The following is an 18054-nucleotide window of genomic DNA, read 5'->3' on the forward strand; positions in this document are numbered from 1 at the left end:
GGGCCTGTCGGACCCGGGACCAACGGCCCCCCGCGTACGGGGCAGCGCGGCCCCCGGCGCGCCGGTAACGTCGGCGCGGTGAGCCGGACACGCAGCGCCACCGAGCCGACACCTCTGTCCCGTCACCGATGGGTCCGGTGGACGCTCGCGGTGCTCCTCCTCGCGTCGGCGGGGTGCGGGAGGGGGTTCGGGGAGGAGAGCGGCGACGCGCTGGCGCGTGACACCGCGGCGGCGGAGGCGAAGCAGCTCAACACGGAGCTGGGTCACCGCAACCGGGCGCGGGACGCCGGGTCGATCGCAGCGGCCGAGATCGTCCAGGAGCCGACGGACGCCGCGTCCGGCGGCGGTGCGACAGTCCGGCGGGAGGCGCTGGCCTGGTCCGGGCGCACCGCCGGGAACGAGCGGGCCACCGTCGACGTGCGGTTCGTGGTGACGGTGCCGGAGCAGCCGCCGGTGTCGATCGGTGGCGCGAGCAACAGCGCCGGTGAGGCCGCGCGCTGCTACCGCTACGAGTTCGAGCTCTACCGCTACACGACGTACCACGAGATCGACTGTCCGAGCGGCCCCGCTCCGTCGCCGCCCACCGCCGCGCCGGTGCCGAGGGTGCCCGAGGACGGGCGGCAGCGGCTCACCGCCGTGCTGCGCACCGCCACCCCGGACACGCTTGCGGGCGCCGTGCGGGCGGCCTTCCCACAGGACTGGATCAGCGTCGACACGACAGTGCACGAGGGCGCGCTCGTCGCCGCCGTCGGCGTACCCGCCGAGCGGGACTGTCTCCTGCTCGTCCGCACGCCGGCCGGGAAGATCGAGAGTCCCGGGTACGACCGGATCTGGCTGGAGCCGGGCGAGACCGGCTGCCGGACCGCCCTCTACGTGGCGCCGCCGCGCTGACGTACCGGTTTGCCGCGGGGCCGCCGGGGCACCTGACGGTCATGACTGATCCGGAGCAGTTCCAGCGGCAGCAGGAGGGCGCGCTCGAGCGCGGGCAGGTGTTCCAGGACGCCGAGGGGCGGCGTACCCGGGATCCGGGCGCCGGGGCGGAGAACGCGGAGAGTGAGGCCGACCGCAACGCCGAGCGCCTGGCGCGCGGCGAGGTGGGCCCGGGCGTCCCGGAGGACTGACGCGCCGGGCCGATGTCAATGTAGCGTTGACGGGTGACCCTGGACCGCCTGTCCGAGATCGCCGCGGCCGGGGTCCGGCTGGACGACCGCGAGCTGGACCTGATCGACCGGGCCCGGCACGACGGCGCCACCTGGGCCGACGTCGCGCGGGCGCTGGGCCTGGGCAGCCGGCAGGCCGCCGAGCAACGCCGGCAACGCCTCGTGGCGGCCCGGCGGACCCGCCTGGCCCGGCTCGACCCGGGCGGCTCCCCCGAACTGCCCGTGCTGCGGGCGGCAGTCACCGACCTGCACCGCTGGATCGAGACGGACCGCGCGTGGGACGGGCGCTTCGCCCGCGCGGCGTTGACGCGCCGCACCTGCGCGCTCGCGCTGGACGCCCCCGCCGGGCCGCTGTACGCGCTGGCCGCGCACCTCGCCGACGACCTGGCCGGGGCGGGGCGGCGGCTGCCCGCTCCGGCACGCGACGCCGCCCGGCGCATCGCCGCCGCGCTGTCAACATCATATTGACGTACGCCCAAGGCATTGCCCCGGGACGGCTCAACTCCGGAGGATGTGAGTCCACCAGACTCAACCTCTCGGGGGATCCATGCGCCGCAACGCCGTCCTGTTCGTGGCCGTCTCGCTGCTGTCCGGCCTCGGCGGCAGCGCCATGGCCCTGGTCTCCGGCATCTGGATCCTCGATCTCACCGGTTCCACCGGGCTCGCCGCGCTGGCCGGGCTCTGCGTCTACGCCCCGACGCTGGCCGGACCGTGGCTCGGCGGCCTGCTCGACCGGGTGCCCCGGCGTCCCCTGGTGATCGGTGTCGACCTCGCGCTCGCCGCCGCGCTGCTGAGCCTGCTGGCGGTGCGAGGGCCCGGCGAGGCGTGGCTGATCTACGCCGTCTCGCTCGCCTACGGCATCGGCTACGTGCTCGTCGACGCCGGCGAGACCGCGTTGCTGCCCGCCGCGCTCCCCCCGGCCCGGCTGGCCGACGTCAACGGCTGGCGGTCGAGCGCACAGGAGGGCATGAAGCTGGTGGCGCCGCTGGCCGGGGCGGGCCTGTACGCGTGGCGGGGCGGGCACGTCGTCGCGGTGCTCGCCGCCGCCGTACCGGTGCTCGCGGCCGCCCTGTACGGCGCGTTGCGCCTGACGCGGACCGCCCCCGCTCCCCCGGCCGCACGCCCGGCGCGGGTGCGGGACGGCCTCGCCGCGCTGCTGGCCCGGCGGGCGGTACGCGTACCCGTGGCGCTCGCGGCGGTGTCCATCGCGATGTCCGGGTTCACCACCGCAGCGCTGTACGACGTGGTGGTGACGGACCTGGCGCTGCCGTCGACGTTCCTCGGTGTGCTGGCGAGCGCGCAGGGCGGCGGGTCACTGCTCGCCGGGCTCGTCGTCGGCCGGCTCGTCCGTCGCCACGGCGAGATCACGGTCGGTGCCGCGGGCGCGGTCCTGTTCGCCGCCGGCTGTCTGGGGCGCTGCCTGCCCTGGTGGCCGGGCACTGTGGCCGCCTCGGTCGTCGTCGGTGTGGGTCTGCCGTGGACGCTCGTCGCGGCGGTCACCGCCGTGCAGACGTACACGCCGCAGGCGATGCTCGGGCGGGTCGCCGGGACCGCGAACACCGCGATGTTCGGCCCGATCACGCTGGCCATCCCGCTCGGGTCGGCGGCGGTCGCGGTCGGCGGCCGGCCGCCGCTGGTGCTCGCCGCGGTGGCGTGCCTGGCCGCGGCACTGGCGGCGGCCGTCCGGCCGCGTCGTCAACCGGCGGCCGGCGGGCCGGACAGGTGGCGGATCAGCTCCGGCCGGGAACGCAGCCGCAGCTTCCGGTAGACGTTGCCGAGGTGGTACTCGACGGTCTTCGGTGACAGGAAGACCCGGGCCGCGATCTCCCGGTTCGTCAGACCCTCCGCCACGTGCAGGGCGATCAGGCGTTCCTGGCCGGTCAGCCGGTCGACGGTCCGGTCGCCGGGCTCGGGCGGCCGCCGGCCGGTGGCGTCGATCTCGGTGCGGCACCGCCGCGCCCAGCCCTGTGCGCCGAGCGCCTCGAACAACCGCAGCGCGGCGTGCAACTGGACCCGCGCGTCCCGGCGACGGCGGGCCCGGCGCAGCCGCTGCCCGTAGCTCAGCAGCGTCCGGGCCCGTTCCAGCGGGACGACGGCGGGATCACACCGGGCCAGCGCCGCCGCGAAGACCTCGTCCAGGTCCGGTTCGCCGGCGAGCAGGCCCTCGACGCGCGCGGAGGCGGCGCGGGCGGCGGCACCACCCGTACCGGCCAGGTCGCGCAACCGCCGTGCCGACCGCTGCGGGTCGGACAGGTGCGCGTACGCCTCGGCCAGCTCGGCCGCGACGGGCAGCCACCCCGGTTCGGCGATGCCGCCGTCGCGCTGGGCCCGGCGGACCCGTTCCAGCTCGGTCACGGCGTCGTGCCAGCGCGCGCCCACCACCGCCGCGATCCCGGTGGCGTAGCGGAGCCGGACCTCGATCTCCCGGAACTCGCCCGGCAGGAGACGACGGGCGTCCTCGACGTGCGCGAGCGCCTCCGGCTCCTCGCCGAGCAGCGCCTCCACCAGGGCCAGCACGGCCAGCGCCTCCGCCCGCAGCACCGGAAGCGCCACCTGCTCGGCGATCCGGACCGCCTCGGCGGCGGCCTGGTACGCCGCGTGCAGCCGGCCGGTGCGCCACTCCAGCCCGGCGAGCCGGGGCAGGGCGTACGCCAGCAGGAACACGTCGTCGGTGGCGCGGGCCCGGTCGATCTCCGGTTCCAGCAGCGCACGCGCGGTGTCGTGTTCCCCGATCCAGCAGAACACCTCGGCCAGCTCCGCCGCCGAGCCGTCGGCGTGGCCGGCGCAGGCGGTGACCAGGGCACGGGCCGACGCGACCCCCTCGGGCAGCCCGGCCAGCACCTGCGCCGCGGCCAGCCGGATCGGCCCCTTCGGCCAGGTCGCGCCCGCGTCCGCGGCGGCCAGCTCGGCCACCCGCGCGCACAGCGGCACCATGCCGGTGACGTCCAGCCGCGCCCAGAACTGGTTGACGCGGGCGCTCATCAGCCGGGCCGCGCCGAGCGGATCCGCTTGCGCGTACGCCTGCGCGTCGGCCAGGTACGCCTCGGCGCCCGCCGTGTCACAGTGCTGCTGCGCCAGGTGGGCGAGCAACGGCTTGACCCGGCAACGCAGGTCGGCGCGCCGGGTCAGCCCGATCGCCTCCTCCCCCAGCGTGATCGCGTGCCGGCTCGCGCCCGCGTTGGCCCAGGCGCGGGACGCGGCGGCGAGCCGGGACGCGCGTACGTCCGGGTCCGGTGTGAGACGGGCGGACCGCTCGTACGCGCGCCTCGGCCACCACGCCGCCCCGGCGTTGCGCCCGCTCGGCGGAGTCGGCCAGCAACGCGGCGACGCCCTCGTCGGGCACTGTGGTGGCGGCCGCGAGATGCCAGGCCCGGCGGTCGGCGGTGTCGTCACCGGTGAGCGCCGCGGCCACCGCCAGGTGGGCGGCCCGCCGCCGGCCGGGGCCGGCGACCGAGTGCACAGCGGCGCGGGTCAGCGGGTGGCGGAACGTCACCTCGCGATCGGTCACCCGGATCAGCCCGGCGTCGACCGCCGGGTCCAGCACGCCCAGGCGCAGCCCGTCCGCCGCCAGGATCCGCTCCAGCAGCGCCGGGGTGGTGGCCTCGGTGACCGCGCAGGCGACGAGCGCGCGCCAGGTGTTGTCGGGGAGCCCACGGGCGTGCGCCAGGACGGTCATCTCGATGCGTTCGACGAGCACGAGAGGCTCCCGCAGCGGCAGCCACCCGTTGCGGTGCTCCTCGGACAGCGTCGCCGGCAGTTCGGTCAGCGCGAGCGGGTTGCCGGCGGTGGCCGCCGCCAGGTCGGCGGCGACCCGTGGGTCCAGGCCGGCGCGCATGGCGAGCCGGATCGCGTCGTTCCGCGGCAGACCGGTCAGCGGCAGCTCCGGCAGGCCGGGCGCGGGGAACGCGGGGGCGTCGCGGGCCGCGAAGACGACGGCGACCCGGTCCGCGAGCAGCCGCCGGGCGGTGAACAGCAGCGCCTCCGCCGAGGCCGGGTCGATCCAGTGCGCGTCGTCGACCAGGCAGAGCACCGGCGTGTCCTCGGCCGCCGTCGTGAGCAGGCTCAGCGTCGCCACGTACGCGGCGAGCCGGTTGACCGGACGGGAGCCGCCGCCGATGGCGAAGACGGTACGCAGCGCGTCGGCCTGCTGCGCGGGCAGATCGCCGAGCCGGTGCAGCAGCGGGCGCGCCAGTTGGTGCAGCGCGGAGAACGGCAGTTCCGCCTCGAACGGGGCGCCGGTGGCGCGCAGCACCCGCATCCCGGTGGACCGGGCGGCGCAGTGCTCCAGCAGCGCCGTCTTGCCGACGCCCGCCGCGCCGCGCACCACCAGGGCGCCGCCGTGACCGTCGACCGCGTCGGCCAGCAGCGCACCGAGCCGCCGGCACTCGTCGGCGCGCCCGAGCAGGGCGTCCCCGCCGGTGTCCGTGGCCGTGCCGACGGCACCGGCCGGCGCCGGACCACTGCCCATGACCGCACGCTAGCCGCCGGCGTCGTCAGGGCGGGCGGGCGCGACGCGAACCCGACAGGGGGCTCGCGCGGCCTCGTCGACTAGGAGGAACCCGGAGCCGGTGGCCGTCGCGGATCCCTAGCGTCGTCCCCAGTCGTCCGGCCGGTGACCACCGGCGCATCCGGGACGGCGACACGACTCCGAGGGGAGACACCATGATCGGGAAGAGAGCCGCCGGGGTGCTGGCGGCGGGACTGCTCGCCACCGGGCTCGGGGTGGCGTCCGGCCCGCCGGCGCAGGCCGCGACCGGCCACTACGCCATCGTCAACTACGGCAGCGGCAAGTGCCTGGAGGTGGACCGGTCCGGCGCCCCGTCGTCGCTCGGCGGCCGGGTCGTGCAGCGCACCTGCGACGGCCAGGCCGTGCAGCGCTGGTCGCCGGTGGGCAGGGACACCTACACGTTCGTCAACCAGTTCAGCGGCATGTGCGTGGACGTCCGCAACGGGGTGAACGCCGACGGCACGCCGTTGCAGCAGTGGGCCTGCACCGGCACGTCGAGCATGAAGTGGACGGTCGACCCGAACTCCTTCGCGGGGGTGCACCAGATCAAGTCGCAGATCGGCGGCCGGTGCATGGACGTGCGGGGCGGATCGGACGCCGACGGCGCGACCGTCCAGATCTACCGCTGCACCGGCTTCGGCAACCCGGCCCAGGTCTGGTCGTTCGCGGCCGTCTGACCGGCGCGGATGCGGCCCGTCCCCAGGGGTGAGGGGGACGGGCCGCACGATCGTCAGCGCCAGGTGTCGCTGACGGCCCGGGTGCCGCCGGCCGGCGTGGTGAACGTCCGGTTCGCGCCGGACTCCCAGATCACCGTGCCGTCCGGGTTCTTCTTGACGTACTTGTACTCGACAGCGGTGTTCGCGGGCAGGTCGACCGTGGCCCGCCAGACCGGATAGGCGGCGGGCGAGAGGGCGACGGCGGCGGACGGGTTCCAGCCGCCGAGCGCCGGGACGTTGCCGACCACGAACACGTTCTGTCCGTAGACGGTGGTCGCGGTGACGGAGAACGTGGTGGCCACAGCCGTGCTGACGGTGTCGCCGCGGAACGTCTCGGTCACCGCGTACGTGCCGGTGGCCGGCGTGGTGAGCGTCCGGTTCGCGCCGGACTCCCAGGTGACCGCACCGGCGGTGGTCAGCTTGACGAACTTGAACTCCACGCCGGTGGACCGGGGCAGGCTGACGGTGGCGCGGTAGGTGCCGCCGCCCTGCGCGGCGAGCTTGACGCCGTTCGCGGGCGTCCACGAGCCCAGCTCGGGGATGCTGCCGACGACGTAGACGTCCTGCCCGGCGGCCAGGTTCGCGGCGACGGTGAACGTGGTGGCGATCCGGTCACCCGGGCTGACCGTGGGGGACGCGGTCGGGGAGGCCGTCGGCGACACGGTCGGGGAGGCGGTCGGGGACGGGCTGGCACCCGGCCGGGCGTTCACGTGGATCGCGACCGCGTCGTTGGCCGGGAGGGTCACCGTGGCCCGGCCGCCGGACACGGTCACCGTGGAGCCGGTGCAGCCGCTGCCGGTGGCGACGCCGGAGATGACGTCGCAGTACCGGCCGTCGGCGAGCCCGGTGACGAAGGTGGCGGTGGTGGCCGAGCCGGAGTCGTTGACGCCGATCCAGGCCCGGTCGCCCCGGTGGAAGCCGATCACGTTGCTGTTCACTGTGGTGAAGTCCGAGACGGTCTTCACCGGCCGGGCGGCGTTGGCCCAGCCGACCATGCCCTTGACGCCGGTGGTGCGGCTCAGGCAGTTCCAGGCGGCGCCGCAGGTCGTGTCGGTGACCCGTCCGGTGCCGTCGTGCGGCGGGGACTGGTTGCGGTTGGACCAGGTGAAGCTGTCGTAGACCGACGGCTTGCCGTGCGGGTAGGCCAGCGCGAAGTAGTTCGCCAGCACGTAGTCGGTGCCGTTCTTGTACGACAGCACCACACCGTCGCGCTCCAGGTCGTGGTTGGTGACCATGGCGAAGACGTTGGCGCTCGGCGCGTCGAGGTTCCAGTTCGGCACGTTCGCCAGCGCCGAGATCGAGCCCTGGAACGCCGAGCGGATGCCCTTGGCGTACGCGAAGTCGAGCACGTCGCCGTTGCCGATGTACGCCCGGGCCTGCAACGCGGGATTACTGGCGCCGTCGAAGATCTCCTGTGCGACGTACGGACGCCGGCCCTCGGCGACGGTGTTGTTCAGCTTGCCCAGGATGGCCGCGAAGTCGTCCTTGCGGATGTGCTTGACCGCGTCGACCCGGAAGCCGTCTACGCCGAGCCCGATCAGGTCGTTGAGGTAGCCCGCGATCTTGTTGCGGACCGCCTCCTTCTCGGTGTAGAGGTCGGACAGCGACAGCAGCTCGCAGCTGGTCACCTGGGCCTCGTTGTTCCAGTCGCTGATCGCGCCGCCGGTCGGGCAGTTGTCGCCGGGGCGGTGGAAGTCGCCGGCGCCGTACGGCACGGCCGGGTAGCTGTAGCCGGAGAACTCGGTGCCGGCGTAGCCGCGCGTGCCGGCCGGGTTGTTGGTGCCGGCCATGTGGTTGACGACCGCGTCGACGTAGACGCGCACACCGGCGTTGTGGCACGCGGTGACCATGGCGGCGAACTGCTGGCGGTTGCCGAACCGGCTGTCCAGCTTGTACGACACCGGCTGGTACACCTCGTACCAGGGGTAGGCGCCGTCGGCGCTGGCGGGCAGCTTCACCGACTCCTGCGGCGGCGCCACCTGCACCGCGCCGTAGCCGGCCGGTCCGAGGTGGTCGGTGCAGGCGGCGGCGACCGAGTTCCAGTTCCATTCCCAGAGGTTGGCGGTCACCTCGCTGTCGTTCAGGACGACGGCGGCGCGGGCGGGGGTGGGGGTGGTGGTGGCAGCGGCGACGGCGACCGTGCCGCCGGCCGCGACGAGCGCGGCGGCGAGCAGCAGGCGACCGGCGCGGCCACGGGGGTGTGGCCTGGCGGATTGCATGGTCGGGGGACCTCTTCCGTGGGTTCGAAAGGGTGAGCGGGGGTGGGGCGGCCGTCCCGGGTAGCGAACACCATGCGCCATCCATGAAAGTCTTTGCAAGAGCTTGCGGCAAAGTTTTCGAAACCAGCAGGCAACACGAGTGGGCTCGGATTCCCGGCCACCAGCGGCGATCCACGCTGGACCGGACGATCGGGCGCCGGAGGCGATTCCCGCTGCTCGGGACGGGACGACCCGCTTCGCGGGACGATCGCAACTTCCGAGCAGATTTTCCAGCGTTTGCGGGCCGGGTGCGCCCGGCACCCGCCGGACACGGACGAGCCCCGGTCCGTCGCGTCGCGACGGACCGGGGCTCGCTCAGATGTGACGGATCAGGCCAGGTCGAAGCGGTCCAGCTCCATGACCTTCGTCCAGGCGGCGACGAAGTCGCGGACGAACTTCTCCCGCGCGTCGTCGCTGGCGTAGACCTCGGCGAGCGCCCGCAGCTGCGAGTTGGAGCCGAAGATGAGGTCGACCGCGGTGGCGGTCCACTTCACCTGGTCGGTCGCCAGGTCGCGGATCTCGTACACGTGCTCCTCGGACTCCGCCGCCTTCCACCGGGTGCCCGGGGAGAGGAGGTTGACGAAGAAGTCGTTGGTGAGCACGCCGGGCCGGTCGGTGAGCACGCCGTGCGCGGCGCCGCCGACGTTGTTGCCGAGCGCGCGCAGGCCGCCGACCAGGACGGTCATCTCCGGCGCGGTCAGGTTCAGCATGTACGCGCGGTCGACGAGCAGCACCTCCGGCTGGGTCTTCTCGCCCGGCCGCAGGTAGTTGCGGAACCCGTCGGCGCGCGGCTCCATCACCCGGAACGACTCGACGTCGGTCTGCTCCTGAGTGGCGTCGGTACGACCCGGGTGGAACGGCACAGTCACCTCGACGCCGGCGTCGCGCGCCGCCTGCTCGACAGCGGCCGAGCCGGCCAGCACGATCAGGTCAGCGAGCGAGATCTGGGCGCCGCCAGCGGCGTTGAACTCCTGCTGGATGCCCTCCAGGGTGGCCAGCACGGTGGCGAGCTGCTCGGGCTGGTTGACCTCCCAGTTGCGCTGCGGCTCCAGCCGGATCCGCGCGCCGTTGGCGCCACCACGCTTGTCGGTGGAGCGGTAGCTCGCGGCCGAGGCCCAGGCGGTGGAGACGAGCTGGGCGGTGGTGAGGCCGGACTCCAGCACCTTCGCCTTGAGCGCGGCGACGTCGGCGTCGTTCACCAGGTCGTGCGCGGCGGCCGGCACCGGGTCCTGCCAGAGCTGGGCCTCGGGCACCCACGGGCCGAGGAAGCGGCTGACCGGGCCCATGTCACGGTGCAGCAGCTTGTACCAGGCCTTGGCGAACGCCAGCGCGAACTCGTCCGGGTTCTCCAGGAAGCGGCGGGAGATCTTCTCGTACGCCGGGTCCACGCGCAGCGACAGGTCGGTCGTGAGCATGGTCGGCTTGTGCTTCTTCGACGGGTCGTGGGCGTCCGGGATGATCGCCTCGGCGTCCTTGGCCACCCACTGCTTGGCGCCACCGGGGCTGGTGGTCAGCTCCCACTCGTAGCCGAAGAGGATCTCGAAGAAGCGGTTGCTCCACTGGGTCGGCTTGTCGGTCCAGGTGACCTCGAGGCCGCTGGTGATCGTGTCGCCGCCCTTGCCCTCGCCGTACGTGCTCAGCCAGCCCAGGCCCTGCGCCTCCAGCGGCGCGGCCTCCGGCTCGGGGCCGACGTGCCGGTCGGCGGGGCCGGCGCCGTGGGTCTTGCCGAACGTGTGGCCGCCGGCGATCAGCGCGACGGTCTCCTCGTCGTTCATCGCCATCCGGCGGAACGTCTCGCGGATGAAGTGCGCCGCGGCGAGCGGGTCGGCGTTGCCGCGCGGGCCCTCCGGGTTGACGTAGATCAGACCCATCTCGGTCGCGCCGACGCCGGCCACCATGTCCTTCTCGGAGGCGTAGCGCTCGTCGCCCAGCCAGGTGTCCTCGGGGCCCCAGAAGATCTCCTCCGGCTCCCAGACGTCCTCACGGCCGAAGCCGAAGCCGAAGGTCTTGAAGCCCATCGACTCCAGGGACACGTTGCCGGCGAGCACCAGCAGGTCGGCCCAGGAGATCTTCTGGCCGTACTTCTGCTTGACCGGCCAGAGCAGCCGGCGGGCCTTGTCCAGGTTGGCGTTGTCCGGCCAGCTGTTCAGCGGGGCGAAGCGCTGCCCGCCGTCGCCGGCGCCACCGCGGCCGTCCTCGATGCGGTAGGTGCCCGCGGCGTGCCAGCTCATCCGGATCATCAGGCCGCCGTAGTGGCCGAAGTCGGCCGGCCACCAGTCCTGCGAGGTGGTGAGGACCTCGGTGATGTCCCGCTTGAGCGCCTCGACGTCGAGCTTGGCGAACTCCTTGGCGTAGCTGAACTCCGGGCCCAGCGGGTTGCCCTTGGACGAGTGGGCGTGCAGCACCGACAGGTCGAGCTGGTTGGGCCACCAGTCGCGGTTGCTGCGCGGACGACCGCCGGTCTTCGGGGTCGGCGAGTCGATCGCCGGGTTCTCGCTCTCGCTGCCGTGCGCGGTCACGGAGTCGTGCGCGACCGGGCAGCCGGCCGCCTCCTTGGCGTCCACGCCCTGCGGGCTGACGGGCCGGTTGTCCTGGGTGTCGCTCATCTGCTTCCTTCCGAACTGGCGGATCACTGGGCGGTGCGGTCGGCCGCGCAGCCGGGGCAGGTGCCCCAGTAGACGACCTCCGCCTCGTCCACCACGAAGCCGTGGTCGTCGGAGGCGGTGAGACAGGGGGCGCGGCCGACGGCGCACTCGACGTCGGCGATGGCGCCGCAGGAACGGCACACGACGTGGTGGTGGTTGTCTCCCACCCGCGACTCGTAGCGGGCCGTGGCGCCGGCCGGCTGGATGCGCCGGATCAGCCCGGCGTCGGTGAGTGCCCGGAGCACATCGTAGACCGCCTGGTGGGACACGGTGGGCTGCTCGGCGCGGACCAGGGCGATCACCGTGTCGGTGTCGACGTGCGGGTGGTCACGCAGCGCGGCCAGCACCGCCACGCGGGGCCGGGTCACCCGCAACGAGACCGCCCGGAGCTGCGTCTCGAAGTCGGCCGTCATGCGACGACCTTAGTCCGGTCTTTTGGAATGAATCAAGTTTTTGCCCAGGTGTGTCGGCCGTCACACCAGCAGGGTCCGGGCGCACGAAAACGGGGGTGCCGCGCGCCTCGCGACGCGGCACCCCCTCCCCGGAGAAGGGCTCAGGCGGCGGAACAGCTCGCCGTCGGTGTGTTGCTGTTGCCGTTCTTGTAGAGCGTGATGCCGAAGTTGTTGCCGTTGCCGTTCGGGCGCGCGGTGAGCGTGCCGCTGGTGCCGCTGATCGAGGCGTTCCAGCTGTTCTGCAGGCTCTGCCCGCCCTGGGTCTGGATGTTGACCACCCAGTTGCTGGTGCCGCTGACCGAGAAGGTCACGTTGAACCGGTCGCCCCACTCCTCGGCCCGGCTCACGCTGACCGTGCAGCCACCGTTGTTCGGCGGCGGGGTGGTCGGGTTGCCACCGCCGGTCCCGCCGATCGTGATGTTGGAGTTGCCGCTGCTCTGGTAGCCCTCGGTGGCCAGGATCTGGTAGTCGTGCGATCCGAGGTTCATGCCGTAGCGCGACCAGGCGTCGAAGTGGTTGCCGGAGGTGATGGTGCCGCCCACGCGCTTCGACTGGCGGACGCTCCAGTACTGGTAGAACGTCCGGGTGCCCTCGATCGAGGGGGCGTTGACCCGCTGGGTGCGGTAGATGTCGTACGTGCCGCCGTCGGAGGACACCGAGCCCATGTAGCCGCTGCCCGGCGGGCGCCAGCTGCCCCAGCTGTCCACGATGTAGTACTCGACGAGCGGGTTGCGCGTCCAGCCGTAGAGCGTCAGGTACGCGTTGCCGGACGGGTTGAAGCTGCCGGAGTAGCTGACCGTGCGGCGGCCGCCCGGGTTCCAGCCCTTGCCGGCGACGAAGTTGTTGATGTTGCTCCACTGGGTGCTGTACTGACCACCGTTGCCCATGGTCATGGAGACGTTGCCACTGTCCTTCCAGAAGGAATAGAAGTAGCCGTTGTTGGTGCCGGTGGAGTTCGACGTGACGGTGGTGTCGGCGTAGGCCGGACCTGACGCGACGGCCGTCGCCCCGGCGGCGATCAGCGCCACGGCGCAGGCGCCGCCGAGGACCATCCTGAGGCGTCCGCGCCTGCGGATGCCCGTACGGACGGGGGCGTCTTTCATGGACGGGTTTCCTCCCTGTGACGGCTGGCGGGCGGCCAGCTTCCGGTGGCGCGAGCCGCGGGTGCTCGCCCGCCCGCGGACGGCGGGACCGGGGCGACAGCCGCGCCACGGGTGGTGGTCGGACATCGACGTCAATCGAGATACGCCGATGGCCACAGTATTGGAGGCCCGGTTCATCCTGTCAACGAGTTCCGGAAATGTTGTGGTAACCGCCGTCCGGCCCTGAACGGCCGTTACGGCTGCCGGAAAGGGCCTCGGATCAGCATCGACATGTCGACTAAGGGCGCCCGACCGCCATTGAAGGCGACTTGATTCCGAAACTTTTCGGCCCTGTTCCGGATCAACACTGCCCCGGCTGCTCGGCGCGCGCGAGCGGTCGGGGCCGGGCCGGACAGTCCACATTTGACGGCTCGTCGGTCGGTCGGTTCAATGACGGCCGGACCGGAGTCGGACCCGATTCCGGCCGGGTGAACCGAGGACGTCGCGCACCCGTCCGGCGTACGTCATCACCGGAAGGACCGCCCTGTGACACCCGATGCCCCCGGCGCGCGCCCGCGGCCGCGCCGGATCCCGCGCGGCGTGGTCGCCGCCGGCGCCGCCGGGCTGGCGGCGCTGAGCCTGGTGGTCGCCGCCCTCAGCGGGAGCGTCGCCGCCGCCCGCGACGACGAGCCGGCCGCCCGGACCGTCTCCGCCGAGCACCTGACCGCGATCCGCACCGCGGCCCGGTCCTGCCCCGCGCTGACCCCGGCGCGGCTGGCCGGGCAGCTGATGGCCGAGTCGGGTCTGGACGCGCGGGCCGAGCGGACCGCGTCCGGCGGCCGGGGCCTGGCCGGGCTGGACGACGAGCGGTGGCGGACCTGGGCGCCGTGGCCGGACGCGCAGCGCACCGACAGCGCCGCCAACATCCTCGCGCTCGCCCACCACATGTGCGACCTGGCCGGGCAGGTTCGCGCGGCTGCCGTCCCCGGCGACCCGTGGCGGCTGTCGCTCGCCGCGTTCCACACCGGGTTCGAGGAGGTACGCGCCTCCGAGGGGGTGCCCTCGACGGCGGTCCCGTACGTCGACGAGGCAAGCCGGTACGCCGCCTACTACGGCCGGCAGGACGGTTTCGCCGAGACCGGCCCGGCGAACCGCGAGAGCGAACGCCGGCAGCCCAAGGCGGTCCCCGCCGCGTACGTCCGCCTCGTGGTGCGGGCCGGCTCGGTGTGCCCGCAGGTGCCGCCGGCCGCTGTCGCCGCGCAGCTGATGGCCTCCTCCGGGTTCGACCCGAACCTGCTCGGCGACGGCGGCCGCAAGGGCATCGCCCAGTTCCGGCCCGAGCTGTGGCGTGCGTACGGCCCGTCCGGCGCCTCGCCGTGGGATCCGCAGGCAGCGGTACCGGCGGCCGGCGCCACGCTCTGCGCGCTGCGGCGCGAACTGGCCGCGCTCGACGGCGACCCGGACCTGCTGGCGCTGGCGGCGCACCGCGACGGGACCGACGCCGTGCGCCACACCGGCGGCGACTTCGACGCCAGGACGCAGGAGTTCCTGCGCACGGTCCGGGAGTTCACCGACTTCTACGCCCTCGACGGCCGGCTGCGGGGCACGCCGGCGACTTCCGGCACGCCGTCGCCCGGCACCCGGACGCCGAAGCCGCCGGCCTCGTCGGCCGCGCGCCCGTCCACGTCGTCGCCGGCAGCGGGCACGTCGAACGAGCCGGAGAAGCCGGCCGCACCGGTCCGCCCGGCCGGCGCGAAGCAACTCGTCGGCAAGGAGACCGGCCTGTGCGCCAGCGGCGGCAGCGGTGACGGCGTACGCGTCGTGCTGCGGGCCTGCCGGGAGGAGCGCTCCCAGTGGTGGACGTTCGCGTCCGACGGCAGCGTCCGGGTCGAGGGCGGCCTCTGCCTGGACGTGGCCTGGGGCGAGAAGCGCGACGGCGTACCGGTGCAGACGGCGTGGTGCAGCGGCAACCCGGCGCAGAAGTGGGAGTGGATCGAGAGCCAGGGCCGGCGGTCGCTGTTCAACCGGGCCACCGACCGCTGCCTGGACGTCGACGGGCACGCCGCGGGCGCACCGCTGAACGCCTGGACCTGCGTGTTCAACGTGAAGCAGACCTGGTCGCTTCGCTAGCCGCGCGACCGGGCCCGCTGGCCGGACCGGATCAGGGATTCGAGCCCACGGCCAGCCCGAGCACCCCGCAGCAGGCCACGCCGACGACGGCCAGCAGGACCAGCATGACGCTGTAGTTGGACCACATGCCGAACCGGGTGACGTCGGTGCCGTAGCCGTCGTACACCCGGTTGCGCCACCCGCCGAAGCGGAACGCGAGGTGGTGCGCGGCCCCCGGCTGCACCGCGAGCGTCGTGGTGACGATCGGGACACCCATGAAGTCGGTGTACCGGATGTCGTGCGCGCCGGCCGGCACCGCGACGTGCCATGTCCCCTCACCGGGGATGGCGACCACCTGGCGGTCGATCTTGAAGCGGCTGGTCGCCGGCACGGGGATCAGGTACGGCCCGCGGTTCACCGAGACGACGAGCACGCCGCAGCCGGGCGGCGGGGTGATCGGGTGCGGGTAGGCGATCAGCGGGCTGACGCCGCCGGGCATCGGCGGGTACGGCTGCGAGGGGAGGTAGGACACGGCTGGATTCTGGCACGGCCGTGCCAACCGTCGATCCCCGCCGGTCAGCCCGCTCCGGGCGCTCCGGCGTCGGCCAGCAGCCGCTGTCGCATCAGGAACTTGCGCACCTTCCCGGTCGGCCCCATGACCACGTCGTCGTCGGGGACCGTCACCACCCGGCGCAACGTCGCGGCCACCGCCGGCCCCAGCGCGGCCCGGACCCGGCCGGTACGGTCGGCTGCCGGATCGGCGTCGGCGGTGAGCAGGAGCAGCACGTCGGTCACAGTCGTGCCGTCCTCCCCCGCCGCCGCGAGGACGGTGCAGTCGCGGACGTCCGGGCAGTGCCGGAGGATGCGCTCCTCGGACAGCGCGGTGTACAGCCAGGTGCCGCCGCCCAGGTCGACCGCGTCGCTGGCCCGGTCGACGTGGTGGTAGTCGCCGGCCGCGTCGCGGTACATCAGGTCACCGGTCAGGTAGTAGCCGCCCAGCCGCGTCCGGTACGTGGTGACCGAGTCGTTCCAGTAGCCGAGCGCCAGCGTCGGCGACTTCAGGCCGACGTGCCCCACCTGCCCCGGCGGGACCTCCTCGCCGGTGTCCACGTCGAGCAGCGCGATCTCGGCGAACGGGTACGGCCTGCCGACGCAGCGGTCGTAGCGGTCGCTGCCCAGCCGGTGGGTGATCCGGAACGCGCCGTGCCCCATCTCGGTGGAGCCGAGCATGTCGACGAACTTGGAGCCGGGGACGTCGACCATGCCGTCGCGGGTGTACGCGGGGTGGCTGCCGACGGCGACCAGCCGGCGGACGTGCGCCTCGTGCGCGCAGTCACCGGTGTTGAACCAGTTGCGCACCGAGCTGAGGTCGCGGGTGGTCAGGTCGACCCGGGCCAGTTCCGACCAGGTCACCGCGAAGCCGAAGACGCCGGTGGGACGCCACCGCTCGATCGCGTCCAGGATCGTCTCCGCGCTGCGCTCGAACGGGCCGCCCTGCGCGGACAGGCACAGCAGCTGGTAGCCGTTGCAGAGCGCCTGGTTGAGCGTGATGATGCCGGCGGCGTGCGCGGCCGGCAGCGCGGACATCTCCCGCACCTCGCCGTACGGCCGGGACTCGGTGAGCCGGACCGCGCGGATCGCGGCGAACAGGCCGTGGTGCGAGTGGACGATCGCCGCAGGTACCCGGGTGGTGCCCGAGGAGTGGGTGATGACCACCGGTTCCTCGGGGTGGTGCCGGTGGTGCGGCGGCGCCTGCGCCGGGTCGCCGGTGCCGGTCTGCGCCGCGTCGCCGAGGATCTCCACGCCGAGGTCGTGCCCGGCCAGCGCGGCGTGGTCGGCGTCGACCACCACGCCGGCCCCGCGCAGCCGCCTGACGAACTCGGCCGCCAGCGGGACCGGCATGTTGCCGTTCATCAGCGCCGGGATCGCGCCGAGCCAGGTCAGCGCCAGGAAGTTGAGGAACACGTCGGGCGCGGAGGTCACGTACACCGCGATCGGGTCGGCCCGGCGAACGCCGCGCGCCCGGAACCAGGCGGCCCGGGCCGCGACCCGGTCGGTGAGCGTGGCCAGCGACAGCGGCGTCCAAGCGGGGATGCCGTCGACGTCGGCGTCGAACGTCACCCGCGGCATGTCCATGTCGGCGCCGTGCTCGGCCAGCCGGAGCAGCACGTTGCCCGCGCCCAGCTCCATGTCGGCCGCCAGCGTCGCCCGGAAGTTGTCGGCACCCAACGAGTGGCCTCCTCAGCTGACACGCGTCACGGCCGCGCCCCGTACCGGCCGCCGAGCGGGGACACGATCAGGCTAGAGCGCCCGCCACGCTGAGACAATGGTCGATGTACGGCCGGTCAGGAGACCTCGCGGTTGAACAGGTGCGACGACCAGAACAGACTGGCGGCGGCCAGCCCGGACATGATCAGCGCGCCCTGCCACACCACGGTCTGGGTGATCTGGCCGGCGAACAGCGCTCGCATGCCGTCGGTGGCCCAGGCGAACGGGTTCCACACCGCGACCCGCTGGATCCAGATCGGCGCCAGCACGAGCGGGATGAGCACGCCGGCGAGCAGCGACACCGGCTGCCCGACGGTGTTCACCAGCACGCCGAGGCTGTTCTCGTTGCGTACCAGCAACGCGATGTCGTACGAGATCGAGGTGCTGAGCAGCACCATCACCGACAGCAGCGCGTACGACACCAGCAGGTTCGCCAGGTGCACCCGCAGGCCGAACGGCAGCGCCACCAGCGTGACCACGACGGCCTGCACCACGTTGAGGCACACGTGCATGAGCGCCCGGCCCAGCAGCAGGCCGGTCCGGCTCACCGGCGTCACCCGGCACCTGTCGATGATGCCCGCGCGCAGCGCGCTGAGCAGCCCGTAACCGGCGAACAGGCCACCGAACAGGCCCATCGCCACGAACAGGCCGGGCACGTAGATCCGGTACGCGTCGGCGTAGGACGCGGCGCCCCGGTCGACCATCACCACCTTGAGGAACGGCGCGAAGAGGATCAGGTAGGTGATCGGCTGGGCCAGGCTGAACGCGACCATCACCGGGTTGCGCACCATCAGGCCGGCCTCCTGCTGGAAGATCAGCCAGGTGTCGCGGACGAGTTTCACGCCGTACTCCTCTCG

At 73.5% G+C, this 18054-nt stretch carries 15 protein-coding genes; 6 read left to right on the forward strand and 9 right to left on the reverse strand.

What is annotated here, in order from left to right; genetic code table 11:
• The first annotated feature begins 78 nt into the window (after nucleotides 1-78).
• The 4 genes from MICAU_RS18365 (at nucleotide 79) to MICAU_RS18380 (ending at nucleotide 2928) form a co-directional block, all read left to right on the forward strand.
• Nucleotides 79-891: a hypothetical protein gene (locus MICAU_RS18365; protein WP_244879619.1), complete on the forward strand. Its 813-nt coding sequence runs from the start codon at nucleotides 79-81 to the stop codon at nucleotides 889-891.
• Nucleotides 892-932: 41 nt separating this feature from the next.
• Complete coding sequence (locus MICAU_RS18370; RefSeq protein ID WP_013286843.1) at nucleotides 933-1121, forward strand: hypothetical protein; 189 nt, start codon at nucleotides 933-935, stop codon at nucleotides 1119-1121.
• Between the two features lie 33 nt (nucleotides 1122-1154).
• Nucleotides 1155-1628 (forward strand): hypothetical protein, encoded by a 474-nt coding sequence (locus MICAU_RS18375; protein ID WP_013286844.1) that lies wholly within the window; start codon nucleotides 1155-1157, stop codon nucleotides 1626-1628.
• A 79-nt stretch (nucleotides 1629-1707) separates the two neighbouring features.
• On the forward strand, nucleotides 1708-2928 hold the full coding sequence (locus MICAU_RS18380; RefSeq protein ID WP_013286845.1) for an MFS transporter: 1221 nt from the start codon (nucleotides 1708-1710) through the stop codon (nucleotides 2926-2928).
• Here the strand turns inward: MICAU_RS18380 and MICAU_RS18385 are convergent.
• Together MICAU_RS18385 and MICAU_RS18390 are read right to left on the reverse strand one after the other, a co-directional pair.
• Nucleotides 2856-4250, reverse strand: a complete 1395-nt coding sequence (locus MICAU_RS18385) for a LuxR family transcriptional regulator (protein WP_013286846.1) — start codon at nucleotides 4248-4250, stop codon at nucleotides 2856-2858. The genes MICAU_RS18380 and MICAU_RS18385 overlap by 73 nt on opposite strands.
• Nucleotides 4219-5628 carry an AAA family ATPase gene (locus MICAU_RS18390; protein WP_013286847.1) on the reverse strand — a complete coding sequence of 470 codons (1410 nt, stop codon included), beginning with the start codon at nucleotides 5626-5628 and terminating at the stop codon, nucleotides 4219-4221. Before MICAU_RS18390 ends, MICAU_RS18385 begins: the two co-directional genes overlap by 32 nt.
• A gap of 194 nt (nucleotides 5629-5822) precedes the next feature.
• Here MICAU_RS18390 and MICAU_RS18395 point away from each other — a divergent pair, with 194 nt between their 5' ends.
• Nucleotides 5823-6344, forward strand: a complete 522-nt coding sequence (locus MICAU_RS18395; protein ID WP_013286848.1) for an RICIN domain-containing protein — start codon at nucleotides 5823-5825, stop codon at nucleotides 6342-6344.
• Between the two features lie 53 nt (nucleotides 6345-6397).
• Here MICAU_RS18395 and MICAU_RS18400 read toward each other — a convergent pair whose 3' ends face one another.
• From MICAU_RS18400 to MICAU_RS18415, 4 genes are all read right to left on the reverse strand, one after another.
• Complete coding sequence (locus MICAU_RS18400; protein WP_013286849.1) at nucleotides 6398-8602, reverse strand: carbohydrate-binding module family 20 domain-containing protein; 2205 nt, start codon at nucleotides 8600-8602, stop codon at nucleotides 6398-6400.
• A gap of 368 nt (nucleotides 8603-8970) precedes the next feature.
• Entirely contained in the window at nucleotides 8971-11247 is a 2277-nt protein-coding gene (katG, locus tag MICAU_RS18405; protein WP_013286850.1) for a catalase/peroxidase HPI, read from the reverse strand.
• A gap of 23 nt (nucleotides 11248-11270) precedes the next feature.
• Nucleotides 11271-11699 (reverse strand): Fur family transcriptional regulator, encoded by a 429-nt coding sequence (locus tag MICAU_RS18410; protein ID WP_013286851.1) that lies wholly within the window; start codon nucleotides 11697-11699, stop codon nucleotides 11271-11273.
• A 140-nt stretch (nucleotides 11700-11839) separates the two neighbouring features.
• Nucleotides 11840-12841, reverse strand: a complete 1002-nt coding sequence (locus MICAU_RS18415) for a glycoside hydrolase family 11 protein (RefSeq protein WP_013286852.1) — start codon at nucleotides 12839-12841, stop codon at nucleotides 11840-11842.
• 525 nt (nucleotides 12842-13366) lie between these two features.
• On the opposite strand from MICAU_RS18415, the gene MICAU_RS18420 reads away from it, so the two are divergent.
• Entirely contained in the window at nucleotides 13367-14950 is a 1584-nt protein-coding gene (locus MICAU_RS18420) for a ricin-type beta-trefoil lectin domain protein (RefSeq protein ID WP_013286853.1), read from the forward strand.
• Between the two features lie 31 nt (nucleotides 14951-14981).
• Here the strand turns inward: MICAU_RS18420 and MICAU_RS18425 are convergent, their stop codons facing one another.
• The 3 genes from MICAU_RS18425 to MICAU_RS18435 all read right to left on the reverse strand — a co-directional run bounded on the left by MICAU_RS18425 (nucleotide 14982) and on the right by MICAU_RS18435 (nucleotide 18039).
• Nucleotides 14982-15461 (reverse strand): hypothetical protein, encoded by a 480-nt coding sequence (locus MICAU_RS18425; RefSeq protein WP_013286854.1) that lies wholly within the window; start codon nucleotides 15459-15461, stop codon nucleotides 14982-14984.
• Nucleotides 15462-15505: 44 nt separating this feature from the next.
• Nucleotides 15506-17158 (reverse strand): class I adenylate-forming enzyme family protein, encoded by a 1653-nt coding sequence (locus MICAU_RS18430; RefSeq protein ID WP_013286855.1) that lies wholly within the window; start codon nucleotides 17156-17158, stop codon nucleotides 15506-15508.
• A gap of 116 nt (nucleotides 17159-17274) precedes the next feature.
• Nucleotides 17275-18039: an ABC transporter permease gene (locus tag MICAU_RS18435; RefSeq protein WP_013286856.1), complete on the reverse strand. Its 765-nt coding sequence runs from the start codon at nucleotides 18037-18039 to the stop codon at nucleotides 17275-17277.
• Between the last annotated feature and the right edge of the window lie 15 nt (nucleotides 18040-18054).

The sequence above is a fragment of the Micromonospora aurantiaca ATCC 27029 genome (genome assembly GCF_000145235.1).
In the GTDB taxonomy this organism is placed as follows: domain Bacteria; phylum Actinomycetota; class Actinomycetes; order Mycobacteriales; family Micromonosporaceae; genus Micromonospora; species Micromonospora aurantiaca.

Coding starts and splice junctions, on each gene's coding strand:
- MICAU_RS18410 (WP_013286851.1), bottom strand. CDS start 11,699: ATGACGGCCGACTTCGAGACGCAGCTCCGGGCGGTCTCGTTGCGGGTG.
- MICAU_RS18395 (WP_013286848.1), top strand. CDS start 5,823: ATGATCGGGAAGAGAGCCGCCGGGGTGCTGGCGGCGGGACTGCTCGCC.
- MICAU_RS18415 (WP_013286852.1), bottom strand. CDS start 12,841: ATGAAAGACGCCCCCGTCCGTACGGGCATCCGCAGGCGCGGACGCCTC.
- katG (WP_013286850.1), bottom strand. CDS start 11,247: ATGAGCGACACCCAGGACAACCGGCCCGTCAGCCCGCAGGGCGTGGAC.
- MICAU_RS18370 (WP_013286843.1), top strand. CDS start 933: ATGACTGATCCGGAGCAGTTCCAGCGGCAGCAGGAGGGCGCGCTCGAG.
- MICAU_RS18380 (WP_013286845.1), top strand. CDS start 1,708: ATGCGCCGCAACGCCGTCCTGTTCGTGGCCGTCTCGCTGCTGTCCGGC.
- MICAU_RS18390 (WP_013286847.1), bottom strand. CDS start 5,628: ATGGGCAGTGGTCCGGCGCCGGCCGGTGCCGTCGGCACGGCCACGGAC.
- MICAU_RS18400 (WP_013286849.1), bottom strand. CDS start 8,602: ATGCAATCCGCCAGGCCACACCCCCGTGGCCGCGCCGGTCGCCTGCTG.